We start from the raw sequence: 20,213 nt of genomic DNA, 5'->3' as shown, positions 1-20,213 counted from the left end.
GGCACCGGGCCAAGCGGCCCGGTGCAACTCCGTCAGGGACGCGCGGTCCGGCCGTCGTCCTGAGAGAACACCAGTTCCACGCGGCGGTTCTGCTGACGTCCCGCCGCGGTCTTGTTGGTGGCCACCGGCCGGGCCTCGCCGAAGCCCTTGGTCTCGATGCGATCGGCGCCGACCCCCATGCCGACCAGGGCCTGTTTGACGGATTCGGCGCGCCGCTCCGAAAGGGCCTGGTTCAGGGCGTCGCTGCCCGTGCTGTCGGTGTACCCCTCCACCACGACACGGCGCTCGGGAAACTGGCTCAGGACCTGAGCGAGTCGCTGCAGGCGAACCTTGCCTCCTTCTCGCAGATCGGCCTTGCCCACGTCGAACAGGACGTCTTGCAGCACCATCACCATGCCGCGATCGGTCTGCCGGGCGGCCAGATCCTGCAACGCCTGCTCGAGCATCCGGGCGCGCTCTGCCTGGGATTGGGCGGAGGCGCCGGCCGATCGAGCCTGGGCTTCGGCCAGGCGCGCGCGCTGGCTTTGCGCAGCCGCTTCGGCCTGGGCCCGCTCGGCGCCGGCCCCGGCGACGACGCGGTCGGCGGCGTGCTGAGCGCCCACGTTGATGGCGACCTGGGCACGTTGCGCGGCGATGTAGGCCATGTGACGGGTTTCGCGCTCATCGCGCTGGTCGGCCCAGGCGCGCTCGGCTTCCTGCAGGCTGCGCCGTGCGCGCTCCAGTTCAAGCGGGGCACCCGCCGTGACGTCGGGGCTGGTGCTGGCGGTCTGCAGCAGCTGCCGCGCGCGCTCCAGTTCCGCGTGGCGCGGGGGTGTGCTCTGGCAGGCACTCAGGGTGAGCAGCGCGGCCCCGGCCAGCGCAACAAGGGCGCGGGACGAGGGGGGCGCGATGGAGAGAGGATGACGACGGTCTCTGTTGTTCATGGCGTTTCCTTGCTGTTCGGTCCATGCGGAACGGGTGGGTGCAGCCTGTCTAGGGCGCATCAGCGGGGCGTGACACCGGATCCGGTGTTGAGCTGTTGCTGCAAGGTTTTCAGCCCGGCCCGTACCTCATCGGCTGCGCGACGCGAGCGCTCCGCCTGTGCCTTGGTTCGCGCAACCTGCGCGTCCACATCGGCTTCTTCCGCCAGCTTGCGCGCCACCACGAACTGCCGCTCCTTGGCTGCAGCCACGGCCATGGCGTACTTCTCCTGCGCACGCTGCAGTTCCACGGGGGCCATCTCTGTGGCGCCCGCGGTCTGCGCGGCCTGTATGGCGGCCTGACTCACGGCCAGTTGCTCACGCGGTACGGGGGCTGATCCACAGCCGGCCAGCACGGCCGCAGCACAGGCCCCGGCCAGCAGAGGCCAGGACGATCGCTTGTCTGCTTGCATCGGTTCACCTCTTCATTGGGTTGTTCCAGGTGCGCATGAAAGGGCAAGCAGCGTGCCTGCACCGGGAACGCCTGTCTCCGAGGCGCTAGCGGGTGTTCTGGGGAGTTGCGTGCCGGGGTGCGTGTGCCAGGATGTCGAGCAATTGCGCCACGTCTACCGGCTTGGTGAGATGGTGTGCAATGCCGCAGGCGCGGCTGCGCTCCCGGTCGCTGTCCTGGTTCCATCCGGTGATGGCCACCAGCAGGGTGTGTTGCGTGCGTGGGTCCTGGCGCAAGGCCTGAGCCACCTCGTGCCCGTTCAGGCCAGGCATGCCGATGTCCAGGATCATGACGTCCGGTGCCTCTTGGCGTGCCGCATGGAGCGCCTGCTGCCCGTCGTGCACGACCCGTGTGCGATGTCCCAGGCCGCCCAGGATCTGCGCCAGGCTGGTCACGAAGTCCATGTTGTCGTCAGCGAGCAGGATGTGCAGTCCGGATGCATCGGAGGCCTGCTCGGCAAGCGCCTCGCCAGCCTGGGGGCGACGCACGTCGGGGACGGTGATCTCCCGGCTCAGGGGCAGGGTCACGCAGAACTCCGAGCCATGCTGCCCGTCGCTGTGGACGGCGATGCGGCCGCCATGAAGGCTGGTGAGTTGCTTGGCCAGTGTCAGGCCGACGCCCAGCCCGGCCCGGCCTCGATCCAGAGACTGGTCGACCTGGACGAACATGTCGAAGACGGCGTTCTGCATCTCCGAGGGGATGCCGATGCCGTTGTCCTGCACGCTCACCGTGACCTCGTCCGGACCGACGCGCACCGCCATGCGGATCAGACCGCCTTCGGGGGCGTACTTCGCGGCATTGTTCAGCAGGTTGGCGAAGACCTGCGCCAGCCGGGTGGGGTCGGCCTCCACGTGCACGGGATGGCGCGGCAGGCTCTGTTCGAGCTGATGGTGGCGGGATTCCATCATGGGGGTGACGGTCTCCACCGCGTCCCTCAGGATGCCAAGCAGGTCGACGCGTTCTCGCCTTAGCAGCAGCTTGCCGGTCGTGATGCGCGACACGTCGAGCAGGTCGTCGATCAGGCGCACCATCTGGCGCAGTTGGCGGCCCATGATGTCGAGTGCGCGTTGGCGCAGCGCGGCATCCTTGTCGCCCGAGCGGCGCAGGATTTCGGCGGCGTTGCTGATCGGGGCCAGGGGGTTGCGCAGCTCGTGCGCGAGGGTGGCCAGGAACTCGTCCTTCTTGCGTGCTGCGGTGCGCAGGGCCTCTTCGGCCTTGCGGCGCTCCGCCATCTCCACCGAGAGGTGATGGTTGCTCTCTTCCAGCGCCCGGGTGCGCGCGCCCACTTCGGTCAGCATGTCGTTGAAGGCATCGACCAGCTGTCCCACCTCGTCGGACGTGGTGCGCGGCGCACGCAGCGAGAAGTCTCGCTGCAGCATCACGTTGCGCGCCACCTGGGCCACCTGCAGGATGGGTTCGGTGACGGCACGTTGCAGCCTGGCCGTCAGAAGGGCCGCGGCCGCCGTGCTGGCGGCCATCACGGCCAGGAGGATGATCAGATAGTCGCCAAGCCGGCCAGCGAGGTCGTTGTCCGTGCGCAGGTACAACATGCCGAGCACTTCTTCGTTCTGCCGGATCGGATGGAAGAGCTCGAGCTTGTCGCCGCTGACGATGAAGCCTGCCTCGCGGGCTTCCAGCGGGATGTCGTTCACGCTCTGTGGCGGGCGGACATAGCTTGCGAACAGTTCCCCCTTGGCCAGGTACACCGCGGCCGCGGTGATTTGGGGGCGCAACCTCAGCATGTGGAGGTTCTCCGAGGCGGCGCGCGCGTCCTTGAACGACAGTGCGGCGGCCGTGGCCTGTGCCACGATGTCGGCTTGCGTCTGCAGATCCGCTTGCCGCGAGTGCTTGTACGCGCGCACCTCATAGAACAGCAGGGCTGCGGCGCTCAGCAGCAAGGCCAGCGTCGTCGTGGTCAGGACGACGATCATCACCTTGCCGCGCAGCGACGGGCCCTGCAACCCTTCGGCCAGGGCTGCGCGCTGGCGCCCGTTCGCCACCCGCTCCACCATGTTCATCCACCAGCGGGACAGACCGGCCGCCATGCTCACCGACCTCCCACAACCCGATCGGCCAGGGCCAGCAGTCGTGAGCTCACGACCAGACCGGCGCGGTCCGCCGCGGCGAGCGAGGCTTCGAAGCGCAGCTGATCTCGCACGAACACGAAATTGAAGACTGCACCGGATGCCAGTCCTTCCGGGTGTTCGCACACGAGCAGGACCGGCAGCGACCGGGCCGCCCGGGCGAGCGGGTGGTTGGGCACGTCGATGCGGCGACCGAGATAGAGGAGGTGAACCCTCGTCAGGGCGTCTCCGTCGCTGATCAGGCGCCGGGTCAGGGGGCGGCTGTGCAGCGTACGGCCGGCCAGCATGGCGCCCAAGGCCTGAAAAACCTCCTCGGCCCCTGCGACCCCGATGACATACGGTTCACCGGGGGGTGGCACGGACGTGCCTGGGAAGTTGACATAGTTGAGGAATCGGATGAGGTGGTCCGCCCGCACCGCATCGAGTTGCGCGTCTCCCGCATCGCCCGCGGCTGAGGGCGGGTCGGAGGGCGACGCCTGCGCAAGCAGCGCAAGGGGCGAGGAGAGAGGGGAGGGCACGTCGGCGGGACCGGCCCAGACCGAGATCGGCGCGACAAGGGCCAGCAGGCGCAGTGGCTTCACGAAGGTGTCCCGTCAGGCGCGGGCGTGGAAGTGGCGGAATGCCGTCTCACCAAGCACGGACCGTACCGGGCCGTGGATACCCTGATGCCGCCGGGGAGAAAGCAGCCCGCGGCATCCGGAGTGTGCTTTTCAGCCGACGAAGTTACCGGGATGGCGGTAAGGCTTACCGCGTGGCGGGCCGGGCGGCACACGGCTTGCCCAGGGCTGCTTCCCCCGGCTTCTTGCCTTGCTCGCTCACCATGAACCTTGGCCCTCCCCCCCTTGACCGCGATACCGGTGTTCCCGCTGAAGCGCGGGCGTTTGACGCGCCGCCTGCACAGCCCCCCCGAGGGCATCGCCGTGTCGCCCCCTGGATGGGCGTGGCCGTGCTGGCGTTGATTGCGGGGCTGGGCGTGCTCGAGTGGCAAGGGTGGCCCATGCTGCGAGCGCCGCTGGCTCGGGCCTTGAGCGAGCAGCTGCAACGCCCCGTCACCCTGGATGGCGACTTTGCCGTGCGCTTTCTCGGCCGCATCCACCTGCGGGCCGGTCACCTGGTTGTGCCTCAGCCTGCTTGGCTGGCCAATGCCGGGTCCGTGCTCGATGCCAGGGACATCGAGCTGATCGTGCCTTACCGCACTGTGTGGCGGCTCTGGCGCGGGAGCCGTGAGGCCGCACCGGAGATCACGCGGCTGACCGCATCGAAGCTGGATGCCAGGCTGCTGCGCCAGGCGGACGGTCGGGCCAACTGGCATCTCACGCCGGATGGGCAGCCTGCGGCGCGGCAGGATGACAGCGCCGCGACGCGGATGCCGCGCGTGGATCACCTGTCGGTGGCACAGGGGCGCGTCCAGGTGGACGATGGCGTGCAGAAACTGCAGCTTGATGCGCGGGTCTCGACCGAGGAGGGTGCGCAGCAGGGACAGAACCGGACTGGCGCCCGCGGGCTTTCGGTGACCGGAGGAGGGCGCTATCGGGGGCAGCCCTTCGAGGTGGGCTTGCAGTCGAGCGGGCTGCTGCCACTGCTGTCGGAAGGGCATGAAACCGTGGCGGTGCCGGTGCGCATCCGCGCCGACACGGGCGGGGCTGCGATGACGTTCGAAGGGGTCAGTCACGACGTGCTGAGCCTCCGCCAGCTGGATGGCCAGCTCATGCTCAAGGGGCGCTCGCTCGCGGCGGTGGGGGATGCCGTCGGCGTGACCTTGCCGACCACGGCCCGCTTCGAGTTGACCGGTCGGTTGCGCAAGGATGGCGAGCTCTGGGCGCTGGACGTGGGGCGGCTCCATGTAGGCCGCAGCGAACTGACCGGACAGTTCCGCTTTGATCGACGCCAACGGGTGCCGCGGCTGGATGGCCAGTTGGGTGGCAAGCTGCTGGCACTGGCGGATCTGGCCCCTGCCATCGGTCTGCCGGCGGAAGCCCCGCCTCGCCGACGTGCGCGGGGCGACACCGTGCTGCCCCAGCGCGCATTCGACGTGCCGTCCTTGCGCGCCATGAACGCCCGGGTGCGCATCGACATCAAGGAAGCGCGGCTCGGTGCCTTGTTTGCCGAGCCGTTGGCGCCCCTCAAGGGTGAGCTGATCCTGGAAGGGGGCGTGCTGCAGATCAGGGATGTCGTTGCACAGGCCGCGGGTGGCCGTGTGGCCGGCGACGTCAAGCTGGACGGACGACAGAACGCCTTGTTGTGGGACGCGGACCTGACATGGTCGGGGATCGATCTGGCGCGCTGGCTCAACCAGCCCGACCCTCGAGCCCCCGTGTCCTCCGGTGGGCAGAAGGCAAAGGATGGGCAGGGTCTGCTGGCGACACCGGCGTTGCGGGGGCGGCTGGCCGGGCGCGCCAAGGTGCATGGAGAGGGGCGCTCCACCGCCGCCTTGCTGGGATCGTTGTCGGGTCAGGGATCGACCTGGATCGAGGAGGGGCGAATCTCTCGTTTGCTGGTCGAGGCCATGAGCCTGCACGTCGCCGAGGCGCTGGGGCTCGTGTTCACAGGGGACCAGGTGCTGCCCATGCACTGTGCCGCCATGCAGTTCACGGCGCGTGACGGCATCCTCCGGCCTGATGTGGCCCTGGTGGACACGCCGGCCGCCACCATCCTGGCCAGTGGCGCCGTCTCACTGGCCACCGAGCGATTGGCCTTGCGGATCGACAGCCGACCGCGGAAATTCAGCCTGGTGTCGTTGCGCACGCCGGTGGACATCGGCGGAACGTTTGCCGATCCGAACGTCGGGCTCCACCCTGATCCGCTGGGCTGGAAGGTGGTGGCCGCTGCGGCACTGAGTGCGGTCGCGCCACTCGCGGCCTTGATTCCGCTGATCGACCCGGCGCAACCCGCCCATGACGGCTGCCAGCAGGCCTTGCGTCAGCTGGGGGCGCGCACGCGTTGAGAAAGAGAAAGCCGTGTGCTCACGGGGGGCAGCCCATGCTGGCTCCCCCGGCACGGGAATGGCGGTTGCCGGACCGGGTTCAGGCCGCGCGCCACCTGAGCCCCGGCCTGACAACCATCGCATGGAAAGGAAGCATCATGAGCCAGAACGCCTACCAGCCGGGGCAGAACGGACCCGGCAGCCCGGAACAACACGGACAGCAGCCCGGCGCGTCCGGCCCCTGGGGCGGCGGGCAGCATGTCGCCCGCGACACGAGCCAGAACCAGATGGGCGGATCGTCGTCCAGCAGCCAGCATGGCGCTCAGCACGACGGCAGCGGGACCTATGGCTTCCCGGGGCCCTCGCAGGCGGGGCAGGGAAGTGGTCAGGGTTTTCACTCCGCGGGCGGCAGTAGCGGCTTTGGCGGCAGCAGCGGCATCGGGGGGGGCAGCCCGCACGTCTACACCGGCATCGGCCGGGATCACAGCAGCTTTGCGGGGCAAGGGCATGGCGGCGCCACGCATACGATGGGCAACCCCTGGGGCGGCGCCTCTCAGCAAGGCCACCAGGGCCACCAGGGCGATGACCTGTTCGATCCCGATTACCACCAGTGGCGGATGGAGCAGCTTCGCGCGTTCGACGAGGATTACCGCCAGTGGCGTCAGGACCGCTTCCGCCGTTTTTCGGACGAATTCAACCAGTGGCGCCAAGGGCGGCAGCAGCCTGGGCGTGACGCCACGAGCGGACTGGGACAGGAGACCGGTGCCCATGCAAGCGAGGGCCGCAGCACCGTGCCGGGGGGGCAGACGTCTTCGGCCACCGGCGGCAGCACGAGTCAGGGCGAGCAGTCGGGCGTCGGGGCGGGATTCGGTGGCGGTGGCTCACTCTCTGATCCTGGATCCGGGGCTGGGAAGGCACGGTAAGTTCGGCCGTGGCGCCTCCCGACCGGGCGGCCTTGTGCCGCCCGGCGTGCCCCCGCTGGGCGGGCTCAGGTGTGCCTGCGTCGCTGCTCCACAGCCGGCAGCTTGAGAAGCTGCCGGTACTTGGTCACGGTGCGGCGCGCCACAGTCAGCCCCTGACGAGCCAGCTGGCGTGCGATCTCCGCATCGGACAGCGGGTTGCTGCCATCTTCCCCTTCGATCATGTCCCGGATCAGGCCGCGAATGGCCGTGGCCGAGCAGGTGCCGCCGCTCTGTGTGGGCATCGAGCGCGAGAAGAAGTACTTGAGCTCGAACACCCCCGCCGGTGTGGCCATGTACTTGTTGTTGGTGACCCGTGAGACGGTCGATTCATGCAGCCCGACCTCTTCGGCAATCTCCCGCAGCCCGAGTGGCTTCATGGCCATCGGGCCGTACTCGAGGAACTGATGCTGCCGCCGCAGGATGGCCTCCGCGACGGACAGAATGGTGGCGAAGCGCTGTTCGACGTTGCGCACCGTCCAGCGGGCTTCCTGCAGGTGAGCCGCCAACTCGGAGTGCTGGCCGTCCCGGTGGCGCCGGAACAGGTCCGCATACACCTGATTCAAGCGCACGCGCGGTACAACGGCGGGGTTGAGAACGGCGCTCCAGCGCCCTTTGATCTTGCGGGCGATGACGTCCGGGGTGACGTACTGGATGTCGGCCGACCCATGGCGCCAGCCCGGCCGCGGGTCCATGTGGCGGATGCGGTTGCAGGCCGCTTCGACCTCGTGCACGGGCCGATCCAGCACCCGCGCGAGGTTCATGCTGTCCCGGTGTGCCAGGCGTTCCAGGTGGTGGTCGATGATCTCTGCGGCGATCTCGCGGGTTACCGGGCATTCGATCAGATGAAGCTGCAGTCGCAGGCACTCTGCCACCGTGCGCGCGCCCACGCCGGCCGGGTCGAGTCGCTGCACGAAGGCCAGGGCCTGGTCCAGTTCGGCCGGCGAGACGGCGGGCTCCAGTTCAGCCAGACACTCCAGGTCGTGAAGATCGGTGCGGAGGTAGCCGTCGTCGTCCAGGCACTCGATCACGCAGTTCACGAGCAGGCGTTCACGGGGTTCCAGGTGCCGAAGGTTGGTCTGCGCGTGCAAATGCTGGCGCAGGCCCACATCGGCGGGAACCATGTCCATCACGCTGGCTTCGCCGTCGCTGCTGCCGTTCCGGGTGTTGCCAGCCTGTTGCCAGCTGTCACGCTCCCAGCCGGCTTCGGGCTCGGCGTCGCCACCCGGTGCGGCGCCATCCTGAGGGGTGTCCACAGAAGGCGCATCCGTCACCGGCAGAGCGGCCTCTTCGCCCACAGCGGCTGCGGCCTCCTCGGAACCCGGCTCGGTGTCTTCAGGCTCCAGAAACGGGTTCTTGCCCATGGCATCCCGGATCTCCTGGGCAAAGTCCAGCGACGACAGTTGGAGCAGGCGCACAGCCTGCTGCAGGCGGGGCGTCAGCGTCTGATGCTGACGATGCTCCACGCGCATCATCGGTGTGTTCATGGGTCCTCTCGTCGGATCGGTTGAGATGCCGCTGAAACCGCAACATCCATGCCTTTGACGAGTGGTGCGCGCCGCCCCCCGGGCGGGCGTCCTGTCATCTTGACCACTCCCGGCCTGTCAGATCTGCCGGTCTGCCCGGCCACCCCAGACACCGTGTCCGGACACCCCACGGCGACGCAGATGTGAACCGGTCAATTTCACCTGATGGTGTTACGCCTTGTTGCCCGGCCCGGCGTTTGCTGGGAAGGGAGCACGGTGCCCATGGCAGGGCCTGAGCGGGCGGTTTTTACAGGTCAGGGTCGTGTCTTGCCGTAAACAGTGCGAGACCGGGTGTCAGGACTTGTCGGTACCGCGATGCAGATCCGTGGACTGCCGACGTGCCGCGCGCTCGGACGGGACCGTGTGATCGTGCCGACCCCGACCGCTCTGGTCATCGCCGTCGCGAAAGCCGCGCTGGTAAACCTCGTCCATCGCATCGGCCTTGCTCGTGTCCTGAAGTCCCGCTTCCAGGTCCTTGGCTGCCTGCTCGATCACGTCCTGAGATTCCGCTTGGTGTTGGCTTGTGCTTGACTCGTCTCGCTCATGCGGGAGCTTCGGCGCGCGGCTGCCTCCCTGGACCGAGAAGGTCTCGCCGGGACGTGTGCCTTCTGACTGGCCGGGTTGCGGTCGGGGTTGAACGCGGGGTGTGCTGTCTGTGCTCATGGTGCTTCTCCTCGCCTTTCTTCGGCAAGCGCCGTTCCTTCGTTCAGGGGGGGTGGTATGCCGCTTGCCCAAGCGTGCCGGACGTCCGGCATGCCGCCGGTCGCGTTCAGCTCAGGAGCCACCACATGACCGCCCACATGCCATCGACAGCAACCCGTTCGCGCAGCGCCAGCCGCACCGGCACCCAGGCGCGGCACGAGGTGCTCGACATGCTGAAGGAGGACCATCGGCTGGCCAACACCGCGTTCCGCGAGTTCGAGAAGCGCTGGGCTGCCGAGGACGTCGAGTACTGCGCGCGCATCGTCGAGCAGACATGCATGCAGCTCGAACTGCACACGCGCCTGGAGGAAGAGGTGTTCTATCCCGCTGTCCGCGAGCTGCTGCCCGAGCTGGCGTTGGTGGACGAGGCCGAGGTCGAGCACGACAGTGCCCGCGTCCTGATCCAGCAACTCCGGCGCATGCGGCCAGGTGATGACAAGTACGCCGCCACCTTCCATGTGCTGGCCGAGTACGTGCGTCATCACATGAAGGAAGAGGAAAGCCGTCTCTTCCGCAAGCTGACCCGCTCCGCGATGGACTGGCCGCAGCTGCTGGACGACATGCTGACTCGCCGGCGTCAGCTCATGGACGAGCTTGGCCCGGGCGGGGATGCGATGCACGATGATCGCGTGCTGCGATTGAACTACCGCAGCGAGATCCGACAGTGAGGGGCCCGCTGCCCGCGGTACAGAATCCCCAGGGCTCATCCGGTGCGCCAGTGATGCAGATCGGAGCGGGCAGTGAACCGGAGCAGGGCATGGATGAGCCCTTCCGTAGCTTCTGGATGGGCGGCATCGAGGGCGCAGACCACATCAACAGCCAGCAGGTGCCGCTCGACATGACGGCGGCCTGTGGTCATCGCCAGCACCTGGATGAGGACTTCCGCCAGCTGGCCGCATGGGGCATTCGCTCCGTGCGCGAAAGCGTGGGCTGGCGGCTGAGCGAGTGCAATGGGCACATGGACCTCCGCGGCGCCATCGACATCGCCCGCGCGGCCCGGGCGCACGGCATTCAGGTCCTGTGGACCTTGATGCATTATGGAACGCCGGACGACGTCAGCCTGCTGGACGAGCATTTCCCCGATCGCTTTGCTCGCTTTGCGGCCCGCGCTGCGATCGAACTGGGTGAATGGACGGAGGGGCCCCCTGTCTACACGCCCGTGAACGAAATCAGCTTTCTGTCCTGGGCGGTGTCCGAGACGCGCATGCTGCACCCCTATGGTCCGGCCACGGCACAGGGCGATGCGATGGCGGGGAGCACCATGGCCGACGGCTTTGCCGTCAAGCGACGCCTGGTCCGGGCAGTGCTGCAGGGCATCGATGCGATCCGGTCCGTCGACTCCCGCGCGCGCTTTCTGCATGTCGAGCCCGTTGTGCACGTGGTCCCGCCAGCGGACCAGCCTGAACTGCAGTCGTTGGCCGATCAGGTATCCAGCTACCAATGGCAGGCCTGGGACATGATTGCCGGTCGGCTCGAGCCGGATCTGGGTGGCTCACCGGATGCGCTGGACCTGATCGGCGTGAATCATTACCACAACGGACAGTGGGAAGTGGTCACGGAAAAGCGCCTTCACTGGCACCTGGCCGACCCACGTCGTCGGGCTTTGTCTCATCTGCTGAGCGACGTGTGGCGACGCTACCGGCGGCCCATCATTCTGTCGGAGACCAGCCACATCGGGGAAGGCCGCGCGGCCTGGATTGACGAGGTGGCCCGGGAGGTGCAGCAGGCTCTTGACGGCGGCGTGCCGGTGCACGGCATTTGCCTGTATCCGATCTTCGACCGGCCGGACTGGGAGCGTGCCGACCACTGGCATCACAGCGGGCTGTGGGATCACTGCCCCATGGCGCTGCAGGCACGGCAATGGCCACGCAGGCTCGACCTGTCCTACGCCAGCACCCTGGGTCGCTGGCAGGCCAGGCTCACCGGCTCATCCCGAACCCCCAACAGGACTGGCACATGGATACCCTGATCGTCTTCTCGCATCTGCGCTGGCATTTCGTCTACCAGCGGCCCCAGCACCTCCTGACGAGGCTGGCGCGCGACCGCCGTGTGGTCTACATCGAGGAGCCCGTGGTGGGCGAAGGTCCGGCCCGGCTCGAAACCCTGCGCATCAGCGATCACATCGAGGTGTGGCGGCCACACAGCCCGGTGGACGCACCGGGCTTTCACGACGACCAGTTGCCCGTGCTGCGCCCACTGCTGGAGCCCGCGCTGCGTGCGATTGGTGGCGAGGCGCCCACGCTGTGGTTCTATACGCCCATGGCGCTGCCACTCGCCAGCGGCCTGAGGCCGCGCACCGTGGTGTACGACTGCATGGACGAACTCTCGGCCTTTCTGGGGGCACCGCGGCAGATGCAGCAGCGTGAGGCAGCATTGATGAAGTGCGCCGACCTCGTTCTCACGGGGGGGCCCAGTCTGTATGCGGCTCGGCGCCACCACCACCCGCGGGTGCTGTGCCTGCCCAGCGCCGTCGATGCGCGCCACTATGCCCCCGCGTATGCCCTGGCCCACGAGGACCGGGTGGCACGTGCCGAAGCGCTGCTGCAGGATGTGCCTCATCCTCGCCTCGGCTTCATCGGCGTCATCGACGAACGCCTGCACACGGCCTTGCTCAGGGCTTTGGCCGAGTCCCGTCCCGACTGGCATGTCGTGATGGTCGGCCCGGTCGTGAAAATCGATCCTGCCAGCCTGCCCCAGGCGCCGAACATCCATTGGATGGGCCCTCAGCCTTACGATCTGCTGCCTCAGATCGTGGCGCAGTGGGATGTCTGCCTGCTGCCCTTCGCGTTGAACGAGGCCACACGGTTCATCAGTCCCACGAAGACGCTGGAGTACCTGGCCGCCGACAAGCCGGTGGTCAGCACGCCCGTGCCCGATGTGGTGTCGATGTACGGGGATGTCGTCGAGGTGGCCAGCGACACCGCGGCCTTTGTCGAGGCGTGCGAGCGGCTGCTGAGCGAGGGGCCGATCCAGCAGGCGCAGCGCCAGGCAGACCGGTTGGCCACGGTGTCGCGCTTTTCGTGGGATCAGGCGGCAGAGACGATCGAGCAGGCGCTTGCCGACCTGCCGCCACGCGGGCAGGACGTCTCTTCTTTCGTCCAGCCGGACGAGGCTTCCGTGCGGCATGTCGGCACGGCGACGGCCTCGACCGGTACGGCGCCCCGTGCGGTGCGGCATGTGGTGATCGGGGCCGGGCCGACCGGGTTGTCTGCGGCCTACCATCTTGGCCGGGATGCGCGTGGATCGGACACGCTGCTCATCGAGCGCGAGGGCACGGTGGGCGGGTGGTGTCGCTCCATCGAGGATCATGGCTTCACCTTCGATTACGCCGGCCACATCATGTTCTCGACCGATCCGGAGGTTCTGGCGCTGTACGACAAGCTGCTGGGGGACAACCTGCACTGGCAGCAGCGGGAAGCGTGGATCTACAGCAAGGGCGTTCACACCCGCTATCCCTTCCAGGGCTCGCTGTACGGCTTGCCGGCCGACGTGCTGAAGGAGTGTCTCGTGGGAGCCATCGAGGCGCGATTCGGTCCCTTGAAGGGCGAGGGTGCACCGCCGCTGCGAACCCCGCCGCGGGACTTCAAGGCCTTCATCCATCAGGTATGGGGCGCTGGCATTGCCCGGCACTTTGCCGTGCCTTACAACGAGAAGCTCTGGGCCGTTCCGTTGGAGGAGATGGAAACATCCTGGCTGGGCGGGCGCGTGCCGTTGCCCGACCTCGAACAGATGATCGAGGGTGCCCTGGAGCCCATGCCGACCCCGATGGGGCCGAACGCCCGCTTCGGCTACCCGCTGCGTGGTGGCTTTCAGGCCTTGATGAACGCCTTCTTGCCGCATCTGGGTGAGACGGAACTGGCCTTGAACACGGGGGTGGTGCACCTGTCTCCGCGTGAGAAGACGGTGCGGCTGGATGACGGCCGCACGGTCCGCTTCGATACCTTGATCAGCACGATGCCGCTGCCCCAGTTGGTGGCCGCCTGCGGCGAGGAGGCCCCGGAGTCGGTGCGGGCTGCGGCCCGGGCCTTGCGCCATGTATCGGTGCGTTGCGTGAACCTCGGGGTGGCGCGGGAGGCCCTGACCGACAAGCACTGGATCTACTACCCGGAAGACACGGTGTTCCACCGCATCTTCGTGCAGGGCAATGCCAGCCCGCACTGCAATCCTCCGGGCGGCTTCGGCCTCACGTGCGAGATCACCTATGGTCCTGGCAAGCCCCTGCCTTGCGACGGCCAGGCCCTGATCGACCGCGTCGTGGCCGATTGCCGCCGTGTGGGCATGCTGCGTGAGGACGACACCCTGATCACGGCCAACCAGGTGGACATGCCGTGCGCGTACGTGGTGTACGACCACGCCCGTGCAGCCCATGTCGAGTGCATCCGGAGCTGGCTTGCTTCGGCAGGCATCATCCTGGCCGGGCGTTACAGCGAGTGGGCCTACTACAACTCGGACCATGCCTTCGTGGCCGGCCGTCGCGCTGCGGAGCAGGCCTTGGCCGCGACGCCTCCGGCCCTCGCGAAGGCGGTGTGATGATCATCGACGCGCACATTCACTGCACCGGCGATGAAGACGCCGACGGCGTGGTTCAGGCGCTCGACGAGGCGGGCATCGATGTGGGCGTGCTGCTCGCGCCGTTTCTCAGCCCCGGCTACAGCCTGGACGATCCGGCCTCGCTTCGGCGCGGCCATGCCCATCTCGGGCGCCTTGTCAGGGCGCATCCCGATCGGTTGGTCGGGCTGGCGGTGGTGGACCCGAGGTCGCCCGATGCCGCACAGGATCTGCGCCGGGCCCGTGAGGTGGAGGGTCTCGCCGGCGTCAAGCTTGTTCCCACCGGATGGTATCCGTATGACGAGGCCGTTCAGCCTGTGTTCGCCACCGCGTGCGAGCTCGACATGCCGGTGCTGTGTCACAGTGGCATCTTCATCGACGGTCGGTCGGGGCGCTACTGCCGGCCCGCCTTTTTCGAAGCGCTGCGTGCCCATCCCGGGCTGCGTGTGACGCTCGCGCACCTGGGATGGCCGTGGACGGACGAGGCCATTGCCGTCGGACTCATCGACCTGATCAATGGCGTGCCGCCAGACCAGGTGGCCTTCCGCTTCGACATCTCGTTCGGGCCGCCCCCGCCTTATCGCCTCGAGGTGCTGCGCAGGGCCATCGACGTGCTCGGCCCGGGGCTGCTGCAATTCGGCAGTGATTGCTTTCTGCCTTGTTCGGGAGGCCATCTGGCCGAGCGACGGCAGTGGGTGGTGGACCTGATGTCTGCGCTCCAACTGGACGAGCCTGCCAGGGAACGCATCTGGTCGGGCACGGCGGCGGCCTGGCTTGGCCGGCACTGCCCGACGCCGCGGGGGCCGAACGGGCAGTCGCGCACGCGAGCAACCTCCTCGGTGCGGCTGACGGGCTGGCCCGAGATCGATCGGCTTGATGACCCGGACGGGCCGCATCTGGCCTCGGTCGGTCGGCCTTTGCGCCTCGTGCCGCGGTGCTGCTGAGCGCCCCCCTTTCACCCCAACCGGATCCAACATGGCCAGCGTGCAGTCTCCATCCCAACGCATTCAGGTCCTCGAAGTGCTGGGCAATGCGATCGTCGGCGGCATGGAAACATGCGTGGCCCGCCTCATTGCCAGGTTGCCGCCGGATCAGTTTGGTGTCACCGTGCTCTGCCCCTGCGAGAACGAGCTGTCCGAGCAGCTTCGGTCGCTGGGCGTCGAGGTGTACGTCACCGCGATGCCGGACAACCCACCATGGAGCGCGATCCAGACGGTGTGTGCGCTGGTCAAGGCCCAAGCCGTGGACGTGTTGCATGCCCATCTGCCGAATGCACACCTGTTGGCGGGCCTGGTGGGCAAGCTCTGCGGCAAGCCGGTGCTGACCACGATCCACGGCAGGCAACTCAGCACGCTGGATCTGGAGGTCCACCGCGCTGCCGCCACGCACTTCAGCGTGGTGTGCAGACAGACTTACCTGCACGCCTTGGGGCTGGGTGTGCCGCCATCCCAGGTCAACCTGATTCCCAATGGCGCCGACACGACCCTGTTCACCCCGCACCGTGAGCGGCGGGGCCTGTTGCGACAGCGCCTTGGCATCCCGGAGGATGCCGTGCTGGTGGGACAGGTCGGACGTCTTTCGCCCGAGAAGGGGCCGGACGTCTTCCTGCGCGCAGCCCTGGCCGTGCACGCCACGGCGCCGGATGTGCATTTCGTGCTGGTGGGCGAAGGGCCTTTGCGGGCCGAGCTGCAGCAGCAGATCGCTCGCTTCGGGCTCGAGCAACGGGTCCATTTCGCGGGGCTTTGTCAAGACATGGTGGCGGTGTACGCAGAGCTGGACTTCGTCGTGTCGGCCTCCCGTTCCGAAGCGATGCCACTGGCCTTGCTGGAAGCGATGTCGTGCGGCCTGCCCGTGATTGCGACGCGTGTGGGTGGGGTGCCCGACCTGGTCCAGCAGGGGATGAGTGGCTGGCTTATCGGGGACGGCGATCACGATGCGATGGCCGCTCAACTGGTGAGCCTGTTGCATCAGCCGCAGGTGGCTCAGCGAACTGGCCAGATGGCGCGAGATCGCATCGTGAGCCAGTTCTCCCTGGATCAAGGGGTGACCCTCACGGCGCAACTGCTGCGCAAGCTGGCTCAGCGAGGTGGCGATGCCAGACGGGTCAGTGCCGTGATGGCCGGCGACACCGGAAAAGCCGCAGCAGGCTAGGCGATGGCCCGCGAGACCCCCCGCTTTTCAGGGGGGTAGGCCTGCTGTTTGCCCTGTTCTGGTCGCTGGCGTCGAGCTGAACCCATCAGACCGTGGACGCCACGTCTTTCTCAATCAACAAGGAGCTCACCATGAACAAGTTGCTTGCTGCCTCGGCCCTGGCCATGGCTTCCGTTTTTTCGCTTGGCGCCTGCGCCGTGACCAGCGGTCAGAGCACCGTGGGTCAGTATGTCGACGACGCGACCATCACCGCCCGCGTGAAGGCCAAGTTTGCGGAAGACAAGCAGGTCAGCGCCATGCGCATCAGCGTCGAAACCCTGAAGGGCGAAGTGCAGCTCTCCGGCTTTGCATCGAACGCGGATGAGAAGGCCCGTGCCGGCCAGATCGCGCTCAACACGCCCGACGTGAAGAGCGTGCGCAACAACATCGTGATCCGGTCCGCGACGGACAAGTGATGCCCCGGCCCGGCTGCTTCATGCCTCTGGTGAGGCAGGGGCCGCCGGGCCTTTGACTTCGCTGCAGTCGGCCGTCACGGCGGCACCGAAGAGCAGGATCTGCCCGGTGTAGTACACCCAGAGCATGACAACGACGAAAGAGCCCGCCGCACCATAGCTGGAGGCGACGCTGGCCCGAGACAGATACAAACCGATCAGGTACTTGCCCAGGCTGAACATCAGCGCGCAACTGATCGAACCCGCCCACACCGCCCCCCAGCGCGGCGGCTTGTCGGGCACCCACCTCAGCAGGGCGCCGAAGGCCAGGCCCAGCACGCCGGTGGACACCACGAACTCCAGCAGGCGCAGCAGCACTCCGAGGGACGCCATGGGCACCATCGCACTGAAGGCCTGCAGCGCCGCACTCAGCAGCAGTGACACGATCGACAGAAAGCCGAATCCCAGTACCAGTGCCAGGCCTGTGATACGGGCCTTGACCAGGGCGCCGAGGGCCGAGGGATCTGGCGTGACATGCATGATGCGGTTCAGGGCCCTGCGTAATTCGGTGAACACGCCGGTGGCTCCGAGCAGAAGCGTCAACACCCCCACGCCCGCGGCGCGGAGGCCGTCGGGATGCCGCCAGGCCGACTCGATCATGGCCTCGATGCTGCGCGCCGCGTCCTGACCGACGACCCCCTGGATTTCCTGGACAATCTGGCCGCGCGCCGCTTCGACCCCGAACACCGCGCCCGCCACCGAGATGGCGATGAGCAGCAAGGGGGCCATGGCAAACATCGTGTAGAAGGCGATGGCAGCGCCCAGTTGGGGGGCCCCGTCGTCGACCCACCGGATGCCCGCACGGACCAGTAAGGCGAGCGGAGGCTGCAAGGGTGCGGGCAGCAGGCGCAGGGCGCGCTGAACGGCGGTAGGAAGGGGAGGGCCTGATGTCATGCGGTGCTCCGGATCAAAGGGCACGCGCTTGCGGCAAGTGGTGCGCCCGCCATGGGCACGGCGCTTGCCTTCCCGGGGCATGGATCCGCAGACGCCTTCGCCCCATCCGGATCGGCCCACGGGCCGCATGGCATCGGTCATCGCCCTGGCCCGGCCACCACGTGACGCCGCCGCCACGGTGGGCAGCGCAGGGGTGACGCGGTTGCTCGGGCTCCTGCTTGCACTCGTGCTGTTGCGTGAGGCGGCCGCCATCCTCGTGCCGATCGTGGTGGCCGTGGCTCTGATGTTCGTGCTCAGCGGGCCGGTAGACCGACTGGCTCGATGGGGGATACGTCCCGCATGGGGCGCTGGCATCGTGGTTACGGTGTTGCTGGCCGGTGTGGTGGCCCTCGGCAGCACGCTCGCCAGCCCTGCGGCGCAGTGGGCAGAGCGGGCCCCGACCACCGTGCAGCAGATGCTCGAGACCATCGAGCGCCTGCGAGCCGCCCTGCTGACACCTGTTCGCGGGGCGTCGGCAATTCCGCCTGCGGTCCCGTCGGGGGTCGAGCCCGTGGCGTCCTCCTCGGGGGCGGACTCGATCCGGGACAAGCTGGCCTCGGAAGGGCTGCTCTTCACCCGCATCATCGTGGGTCAGGCTGTGCACCTGGCGCTGTCGGCCTCGGCCACCGTCATCCTGCTGTACTTTCTGCTGGCCTCGCAATCCTGGCTGCTGTCCCGGACGGTCGAGGTGGTTCGCCGGCCCCGATCCCGCGCCTTGCTGTTGTCCGGCATCCGTCAGGCCCGTCACGAGATCGGGCTCTTTCTGGGCACCATGGGGCTTATCAACCTTGGACTGGGCATCGTCACCGGCGCCGCGCTGGCCCTGATTGGCATGCCCAATCCGGTGTTGTGGGCGACGATCGTGGCGGTGCTCAACTTCATCCCTTACCTGGGGCCGGCGCTGGTGACGGGCCTGCTGCTGCTCGCTGGCAGCATGAGCTTCGGAACGGGATGGGCGATGCTGATGCCCGCAGCGATCTTTCTGGCTGCGCATGCCGTAGAGGCCAATGTGGTGTCTCCGGTGGTCATGGGCCATCGGCTGAGGCTGAGTCCCCTGTCCGTCTTCCTGTCGGTGATGTTGTGGGGCTGGGTCTGGGGCTTTGCCGGTACGCTGGTGGCCGTGCCGTTGCTGCTGGGATTCCGGTGCCTGTGCCAGCGCCGGCGGTCCTTGCGGCACGTCTGCCATTACCTGGAAGGCGGGCGTACGGAAGCGCCGAGCCTTCATGTGCTGCTGGCCGCGCGGGAACGGCGGGTGGCCCGCGCCGGCGCCGGAGTACCCCGCCGGGGTGGGATGCGCTGAGTTGCGACCCTGCCGCAAGGGGGCAGCGGGCACGCGATCTGCCGACAAGGCCTCAACGAGGCACCGGTCGCTGCAGCAGGCGCAGCCAGGCTCGAGGTGCATCCGTCAGCAAGCGTGAGGTGGCGAGCATGAAAATGAGGGCGGTATGGCCAGGTCGTGCATGGCCCGTGGCGCTGGTGGCTCTGGGTGGGCTGGCAGCCTGTGACCGTGAACGGGCACAGCCCCGGCCGGTGGCGGACGCCATGCCGGTCCATGCGGAACCCGCTGCCCCTCCGAATCCACCGTCTCCGCTGTCCGGTTCGGGTGCGGGCAGCACGCCCTACGGGGCTGCGGCCCCGATGGCCCCCGGGACCGATCTCGGCAGGCCGTTGACGGGCCAGGTCGATCCTGCACCGATGGCCAGTGTCGCCCCCGATGCGGTGGTCGCGGGGGCGCCACCCGGGGCCGGTGTGCCAGCGGGTGGACAGGCGAGCCCCGCGTCGGCGCTCACAGCCACCGAGCTGGCCTTCGTCACGCAGGCCATCGAGGCAGGCCTGTTCGACATCCGGGTCGGGCAACTCGGCGTGGACCGTGCTGGCAACTCCGTGGTGCGTTCTTACGCGGCCCTGCTGGTGTCCGACCAGACTGCGATGAACCGTCAGCTGCAGCAACTGGCCCGACAACTGGGTGTACCGGTTCCCACGACGCTGTCCGAGCCCCGTCAACGCATCGTCGATGAGCTGGCACGCACGGCCGATGGTGAGTTCGACCGGCAGTTTGTGCTCGTTGCCGGCACACGGGTTCAACAGGACACAGTGGCCCTGTTCGAGCGGACCGGGCGAGAGACACGCGACGCGCAGGTGCGCAGCTTCGTGCTGGCCGCGCTGCCCACCTTGCGGGCCCACCTCAGTGCCGCGGAGCGACTTCCCGTCCGCGGTTGACGCCGCCGGCGTTCAGGCGGTGGCCCGAGAGGCCGCCGAAGCCGCCTCCCTGCGGTATGTCGATGACCACGATCCCGGCATCCGCCGCATGCGCAAGGGCAAGGGCTTTGCCTATCGGGCGCCCGACGGGCATTGGTTGTCGGACAAAAGGCAGGAAGACCGCGCGACCCTGGCGCGGATCCGCTCACTGGCCATTCCGCCCGCTTACACCGAGGTGTGGATCTGTCCCAGCGCGGACGGACATATCCAGGCCACGGCCCGGGATG

At 68.0% G+C, this 20,213-nt stretch carries 17 protein-coding genes and 1 pseudogene; 11 read left to right on the top strand and 7 right to left on the bottom strand.

Translation table 11 applies throughout. The annotated features are described in order from the left end of the window. Window positions 1–32 precede the first annotated feature (32 nt). The 4 genes from QZ709_RS02310 to QZ709_RS02295 all read right to left on the bottom strand — a co-directional run bounded on the left by QZ709_RS02310 (window position 33) and on the right by QZ709_RS02295 (window position 4,075). On the bottom strand, window positions 33–923 hold the full coding sequence (locus QZ709_RS02310; RefSeq protein ID WP_294635753.1) for an OmpA family protein: 891 nt from the start codon (window positions 921–923) through the stop codon (window positions 33–35). Window positions 924–982: 59 nt separating this feature from the next. Then, window positions 983–1,372, bottom strand: a complete 390-nt coding sequence (locus tag QZ709_RS02305) for a DUF4398 domain-containing protein (protein WP_294635752.1) — start codon at window positions 1,370–1,372, stop codon at window positions 983–985. Between the two features lie 85 nt (window positions 1,373–1,457). Beyond that, window positions 1,458–3,455 carry an ATP-binding protein gene (locus QZ709_RS02300; RefSeq protein WP_294635751.1) on the bottom strand — a complete coding sequence of 666 codons (1,998 nt, stop codon included), beginning with the start codon at window positions 3,453–3,455 and terminating at the stop codon, window positions 1,458–1,460. 2 nt (window positions 3,456–3,457) lie between these two features. Further along, the gene (locus QZ709_RS02295; RefSeq protein ID WP_294635750.1) at window positions 3,458–4,075 is read right to left on the bottom strand and encodes a YfiR family protein; all 618 of its coding nucleotides are present in this window, start codon (window positions 4,073–4,075) and stop codon (window positions 3,458–3,460) included. Window positions 4,076–4,314: 239 nt separating this feature from the next. Between QZ709_RS02295 and QZ709_RS02290 the strand changes: the two genes are divergently transcribed. Together QZ709_RS02290 and QZ709_RS02285 are read left to right on the top strand one after the other, a co-directional pair. Beyond that, on the top strand, window positions 4,315–6,438 hold the full coding sequence (locus QZ709_RS02290) for an AsmA family protein (protein WP_294635749.1): 2,124 nt from the start codon (window positions 4,315–4,317) through the stop codon (window positions 6,436–6,438). A gap of 137 nt (window positions 6,439–6,575) precedes the next feature. Then, window positions 6,576–7,340, top strand: coding sequence for a hypothetical protein (locus QZ709_RS02285; RefSeq protein ID WP_294635748.1), 765 nt, complete (start codon window positions 6,576–6,578; stop codon window positions 7,338–7,340). A gap of 65 nt (window positions 7,341–7,405) precedes the next feature. On the opposite strand, the gene rpoN is transcribed toward QZ709_RS02285, so the two are convergent. Both rpoN and QZ709_RS02275 read right to left on the bottom strand, forming a co-directional pair. Beyond that, a complete protein-coding gene (gene rpoN / locus QZ709_RS02280; RefSeq protein WP_294635747.1) occupies window positions 7,406–8,863 on the bottom strand; it encodes an RNA polymerase factor sigma-54 in 1,458 nt (485 codons plus the stop codon). A 333-nt stretch (window positions 8,864–9,196) separates the two neighbouring features. Continuing rightward, window positions 9,197–9,565 carry a hypothetical protein gene (locus QZ709_RS02275; RefSeq protein WP_294635746.1) on the bottom strand — a complete coding sequence of 123 codons (369 nt, stop codon included), beginning with the start codon at window positions 9,563–9,565 and terminating at the stop codon, window positions 9,197–9,199. 125 nt (window positions 9,566–9,690) lie between these two features. Between QZ709_RS02275 and QZ709_RS02270 the strand changes: the two genes are divergently transcribed. The 6 genes from QZ709_RS02270 (at window position 9,691) to QZ709_RS02245 (ending at window position 16,758) form a co-directional block, all read left to right on the top strand. After that, complete coding sequence (locus tag QZ709_RS02270; protein ID WP_294635745.1) at window positions 9,691–10,272, top strand: hemerythrin domain-containing protein; 582 nt, start codon at window positions 9,691–9,693, stop codon at window positions 10,270–10,272. Window positions 10,273–10,361: 89 nt separating this feature from the next. Continuing rightward, window positions 10,362–11,573, top strand: a complete 1,212-nt coding sequence (locus QZ709_RS02265; RefSeq protein WP_294635744.1) for a hypothetical protein — start codon at window positions 10,362–10,364, stop codon at window positions 11,571–11,573. Continuing rightward, window positions 11,561–14,134, top strand: coding sequence for an FAD-dependent oxidoreductase (locus tag QZ709_RS02260; RefSeq protein WP_294635743.1), 2,574 nt, complete (start codon window positions 11,561–11,563; stop codon window positions 14,132–14,134). The genes QZ709_RS02265 and QZ709_RS02260 overlap by 13 nt, the downstream gene beginning before the upstream one ends. After that, window positions 14,134–15,096 (top strand): amidohydrolase family protein, encoded by a 963-nt coding sequence (locus tag QZ709_RS02255; protein ID WP_294635742.1) that lies wholly within the window; start codon window positions 14,134–14,136, stop codon window positions 15,094–15,096. Before QZ709_RS02260 ends, QZ709_RS02255 begins: the two co-directional genes overlap by 1 nt. A 31-nt stretch (window positions 15,097–15,127) precedes the next feature. After that, complete coding sequence (locus tag QZ709_RS02250; RefSeq protein WP_294635741.1) at window positions 15,128–16,303, top strand: glycosyltransferase; 1,176 nt, start codon at window positions 15,128–15,130, stop codon at window positions 16,301–16,303. 131 nt (window positions 16,304–16,434) lie between these two features. After that, window positions 16,435–16,758, top strand: a complete 324-nt coding sequence (locus QZ709_RS02245; RefSeq protein WP_294635740.1) for a BON domain-containing protein — start codon at window positions 16,435–16,437, stop codon at window positions 16,756–16,758. Window positions 16,759–16,776: 18 nt separating this feature from the next. Here the strand turns inward: QZ709_RS02245 and QZ709_RS02240 are convergent, their stop codons facing one another. Beyond that, a complete protein-coding gene (locus QZ709_RS02240; RefSeq protein WP_294635739.1) occupies window positions 16,777–17,688 on the bottom strand; it encodes a YihY/virulence factor BrkB family protein in 912 nt (303 codons plus the stop codon). Between the two features lie 79 nt (window positions 17,689–17,767). On the opposite strand from QZ709_RS02240, the gene QZ709_RS02235 reads away from it, so the two are divergent. The 3 genes and pseudogenes from QZ709_RS02235 to QZ709_RS02225 form a co-directional block, all read left to right on the top strand. Continuing rightward, window positions 17,768–19,027, top strand: coding sequence for an AI-2E family transporter (locus QZ709_RS02235; RefSeq protein ID WP_294635738.1), 1,260 nt, complete (start codon window positions 17,768–17,770; stop codon window positions 19,025–19,027). Between the two features lie 395 nt (window positions 19,028–19,422). After that, complete coding sequence (locus QZ709_RS02230; RefSeq protein ID WP_294635737.1) at window positions 19,423–19,947, top strand: DUF4142 domain-containing protein; 525 nt, start codon at window positions 19,423–19,425, stop codon at window positions 19,945–19,947. Between the two features lie 88 nt (window positions 19,948–20,035). Next, a pseudogene (locus QZ709_RS02225) lies at window positions 20,036–20,213 on the top strand (DNA topoisomerase IB); the annotation flags it as partial.

This window comes from uncultured Aquabacterium sp., from assembly GCF_913773725.1.
Lineage (GTDB): Bacteria > Pseudomonadota > Gammaproteobacteria > Burkholderiales > Burkholderiaceae_C > Aquabacterium.
Note: the sequence above shows the minus strand (reverse complement) of the source record. Positions and strands in the feature narration are given on the sequence as shown.

Coding starts and splice junctions, on each gene's coding strand:
- QZ709_RS02245 (WP_294635740.1), top strand. CDS start 16,435: ATGAACAAGTTGCTTGCTGCCTCGGCCCTGGCCATGGCTTCCGTTTTT.
- QZ709_RS02300 (WP_294635751.1), bottom strand. CDS start 3,455: ATGGCGGCCGGTCTGTCCCGCTGGTGGATGAACATGGTGGAGCGGGTG.
- rpoN (WP_294635747.1), bottom strand. CDS start 8,863: ATGAACACACCGATGATGCGCGTGGAGCATCGTCAGCATCAGACGCTG.
- QZ709_RS02275 (WP_294635746.1), bottom strand. CDS start 9,565: ATGAGCACAGACAGCACACCCCGCGTTCAACCCCGACCGCAACCCGGC.
- QZ709_RS02310 (WP_294635753.1), bottom strand. CDS start 923: ATGAACAACAGAGACCGTCGTCATCCTCTCTCCATCGCGCCCCCCTCG.
- QZ709_RS02265 (WP_294635744.1), top strand. CDS start 10,362: ATGGATGAGCCCTTCCGTAGCTTCTGGATGGGCGGCATCGAGGGCGCA.
- QZ709_RS02260 (WP_294635743.1), top strand. CDS start 11,561: ATGGATACCCTGATCGTCTTCTCGCATCTGCGCTGGCATTTCGTCTAC.
- QZ709_RS02255 (WP_294635742.1), top strand. CDS start 14,134: ATGATCATCGACGCGCACATTCACTGCACCGGCGATGAAGACGCCGAC.
- QZ709_RS02250 (WP_294635741.1), top strand. CDS start 15,128: ATGGCCAGCGTGCAGTCTCCATCCCAACGCATTCAGGTCCTCGAAGTG.
- QZ709_RS02290 (WP_294635749.1), top strand. CDS start 4,315: ATGAACCTTGGCCCTCCCCCCCTTGACCGCGATACCGGTGTTCCCGCT.
- QZ709_RS02305 (WP_294635752.1), bottom strand. CDS start 1,372: ATGCAAGCAGACAAGCGATCGTCCTGGCCTCTGCTGGCCGGGGCCTGT.
- QZ709_RS02240 (WP_294635739.1), bottom strand. CDS start 17,688: ATGACATCAGGCCCTCCCCTTCCTACCGCCGTTCAGCGCGCCCTGCGC.
- QZ709_RS02285 (WP_294635748.1), top strand. CDS start 6,576: ATGAGCCAGAACGCCTACCAGCCGGGGCAGAACGGACCCGGCAGCCCG.
- QZ709_RS02230 (WP_294635737.1), top strand. CDS start 19,423: ATGGCCAGTGTCGCCCCCGATGCGGTGGTCGCGGGGGCGCCACCCGGG.
- QZ709_RS02270 (WP_294635745.1), top strand. CDS start 9,691: ATGACCGCCCACATGCCATCGACAGCAACCCGTTCGCGCAGCGCCAGC.
- QZ709_RS02235 (WP_294635738.1), top strand. CDS start 17,768: ATGGATCCGCAGACGCCTTCGCCCCATCCGGATCGGCCCACGGGCCGC.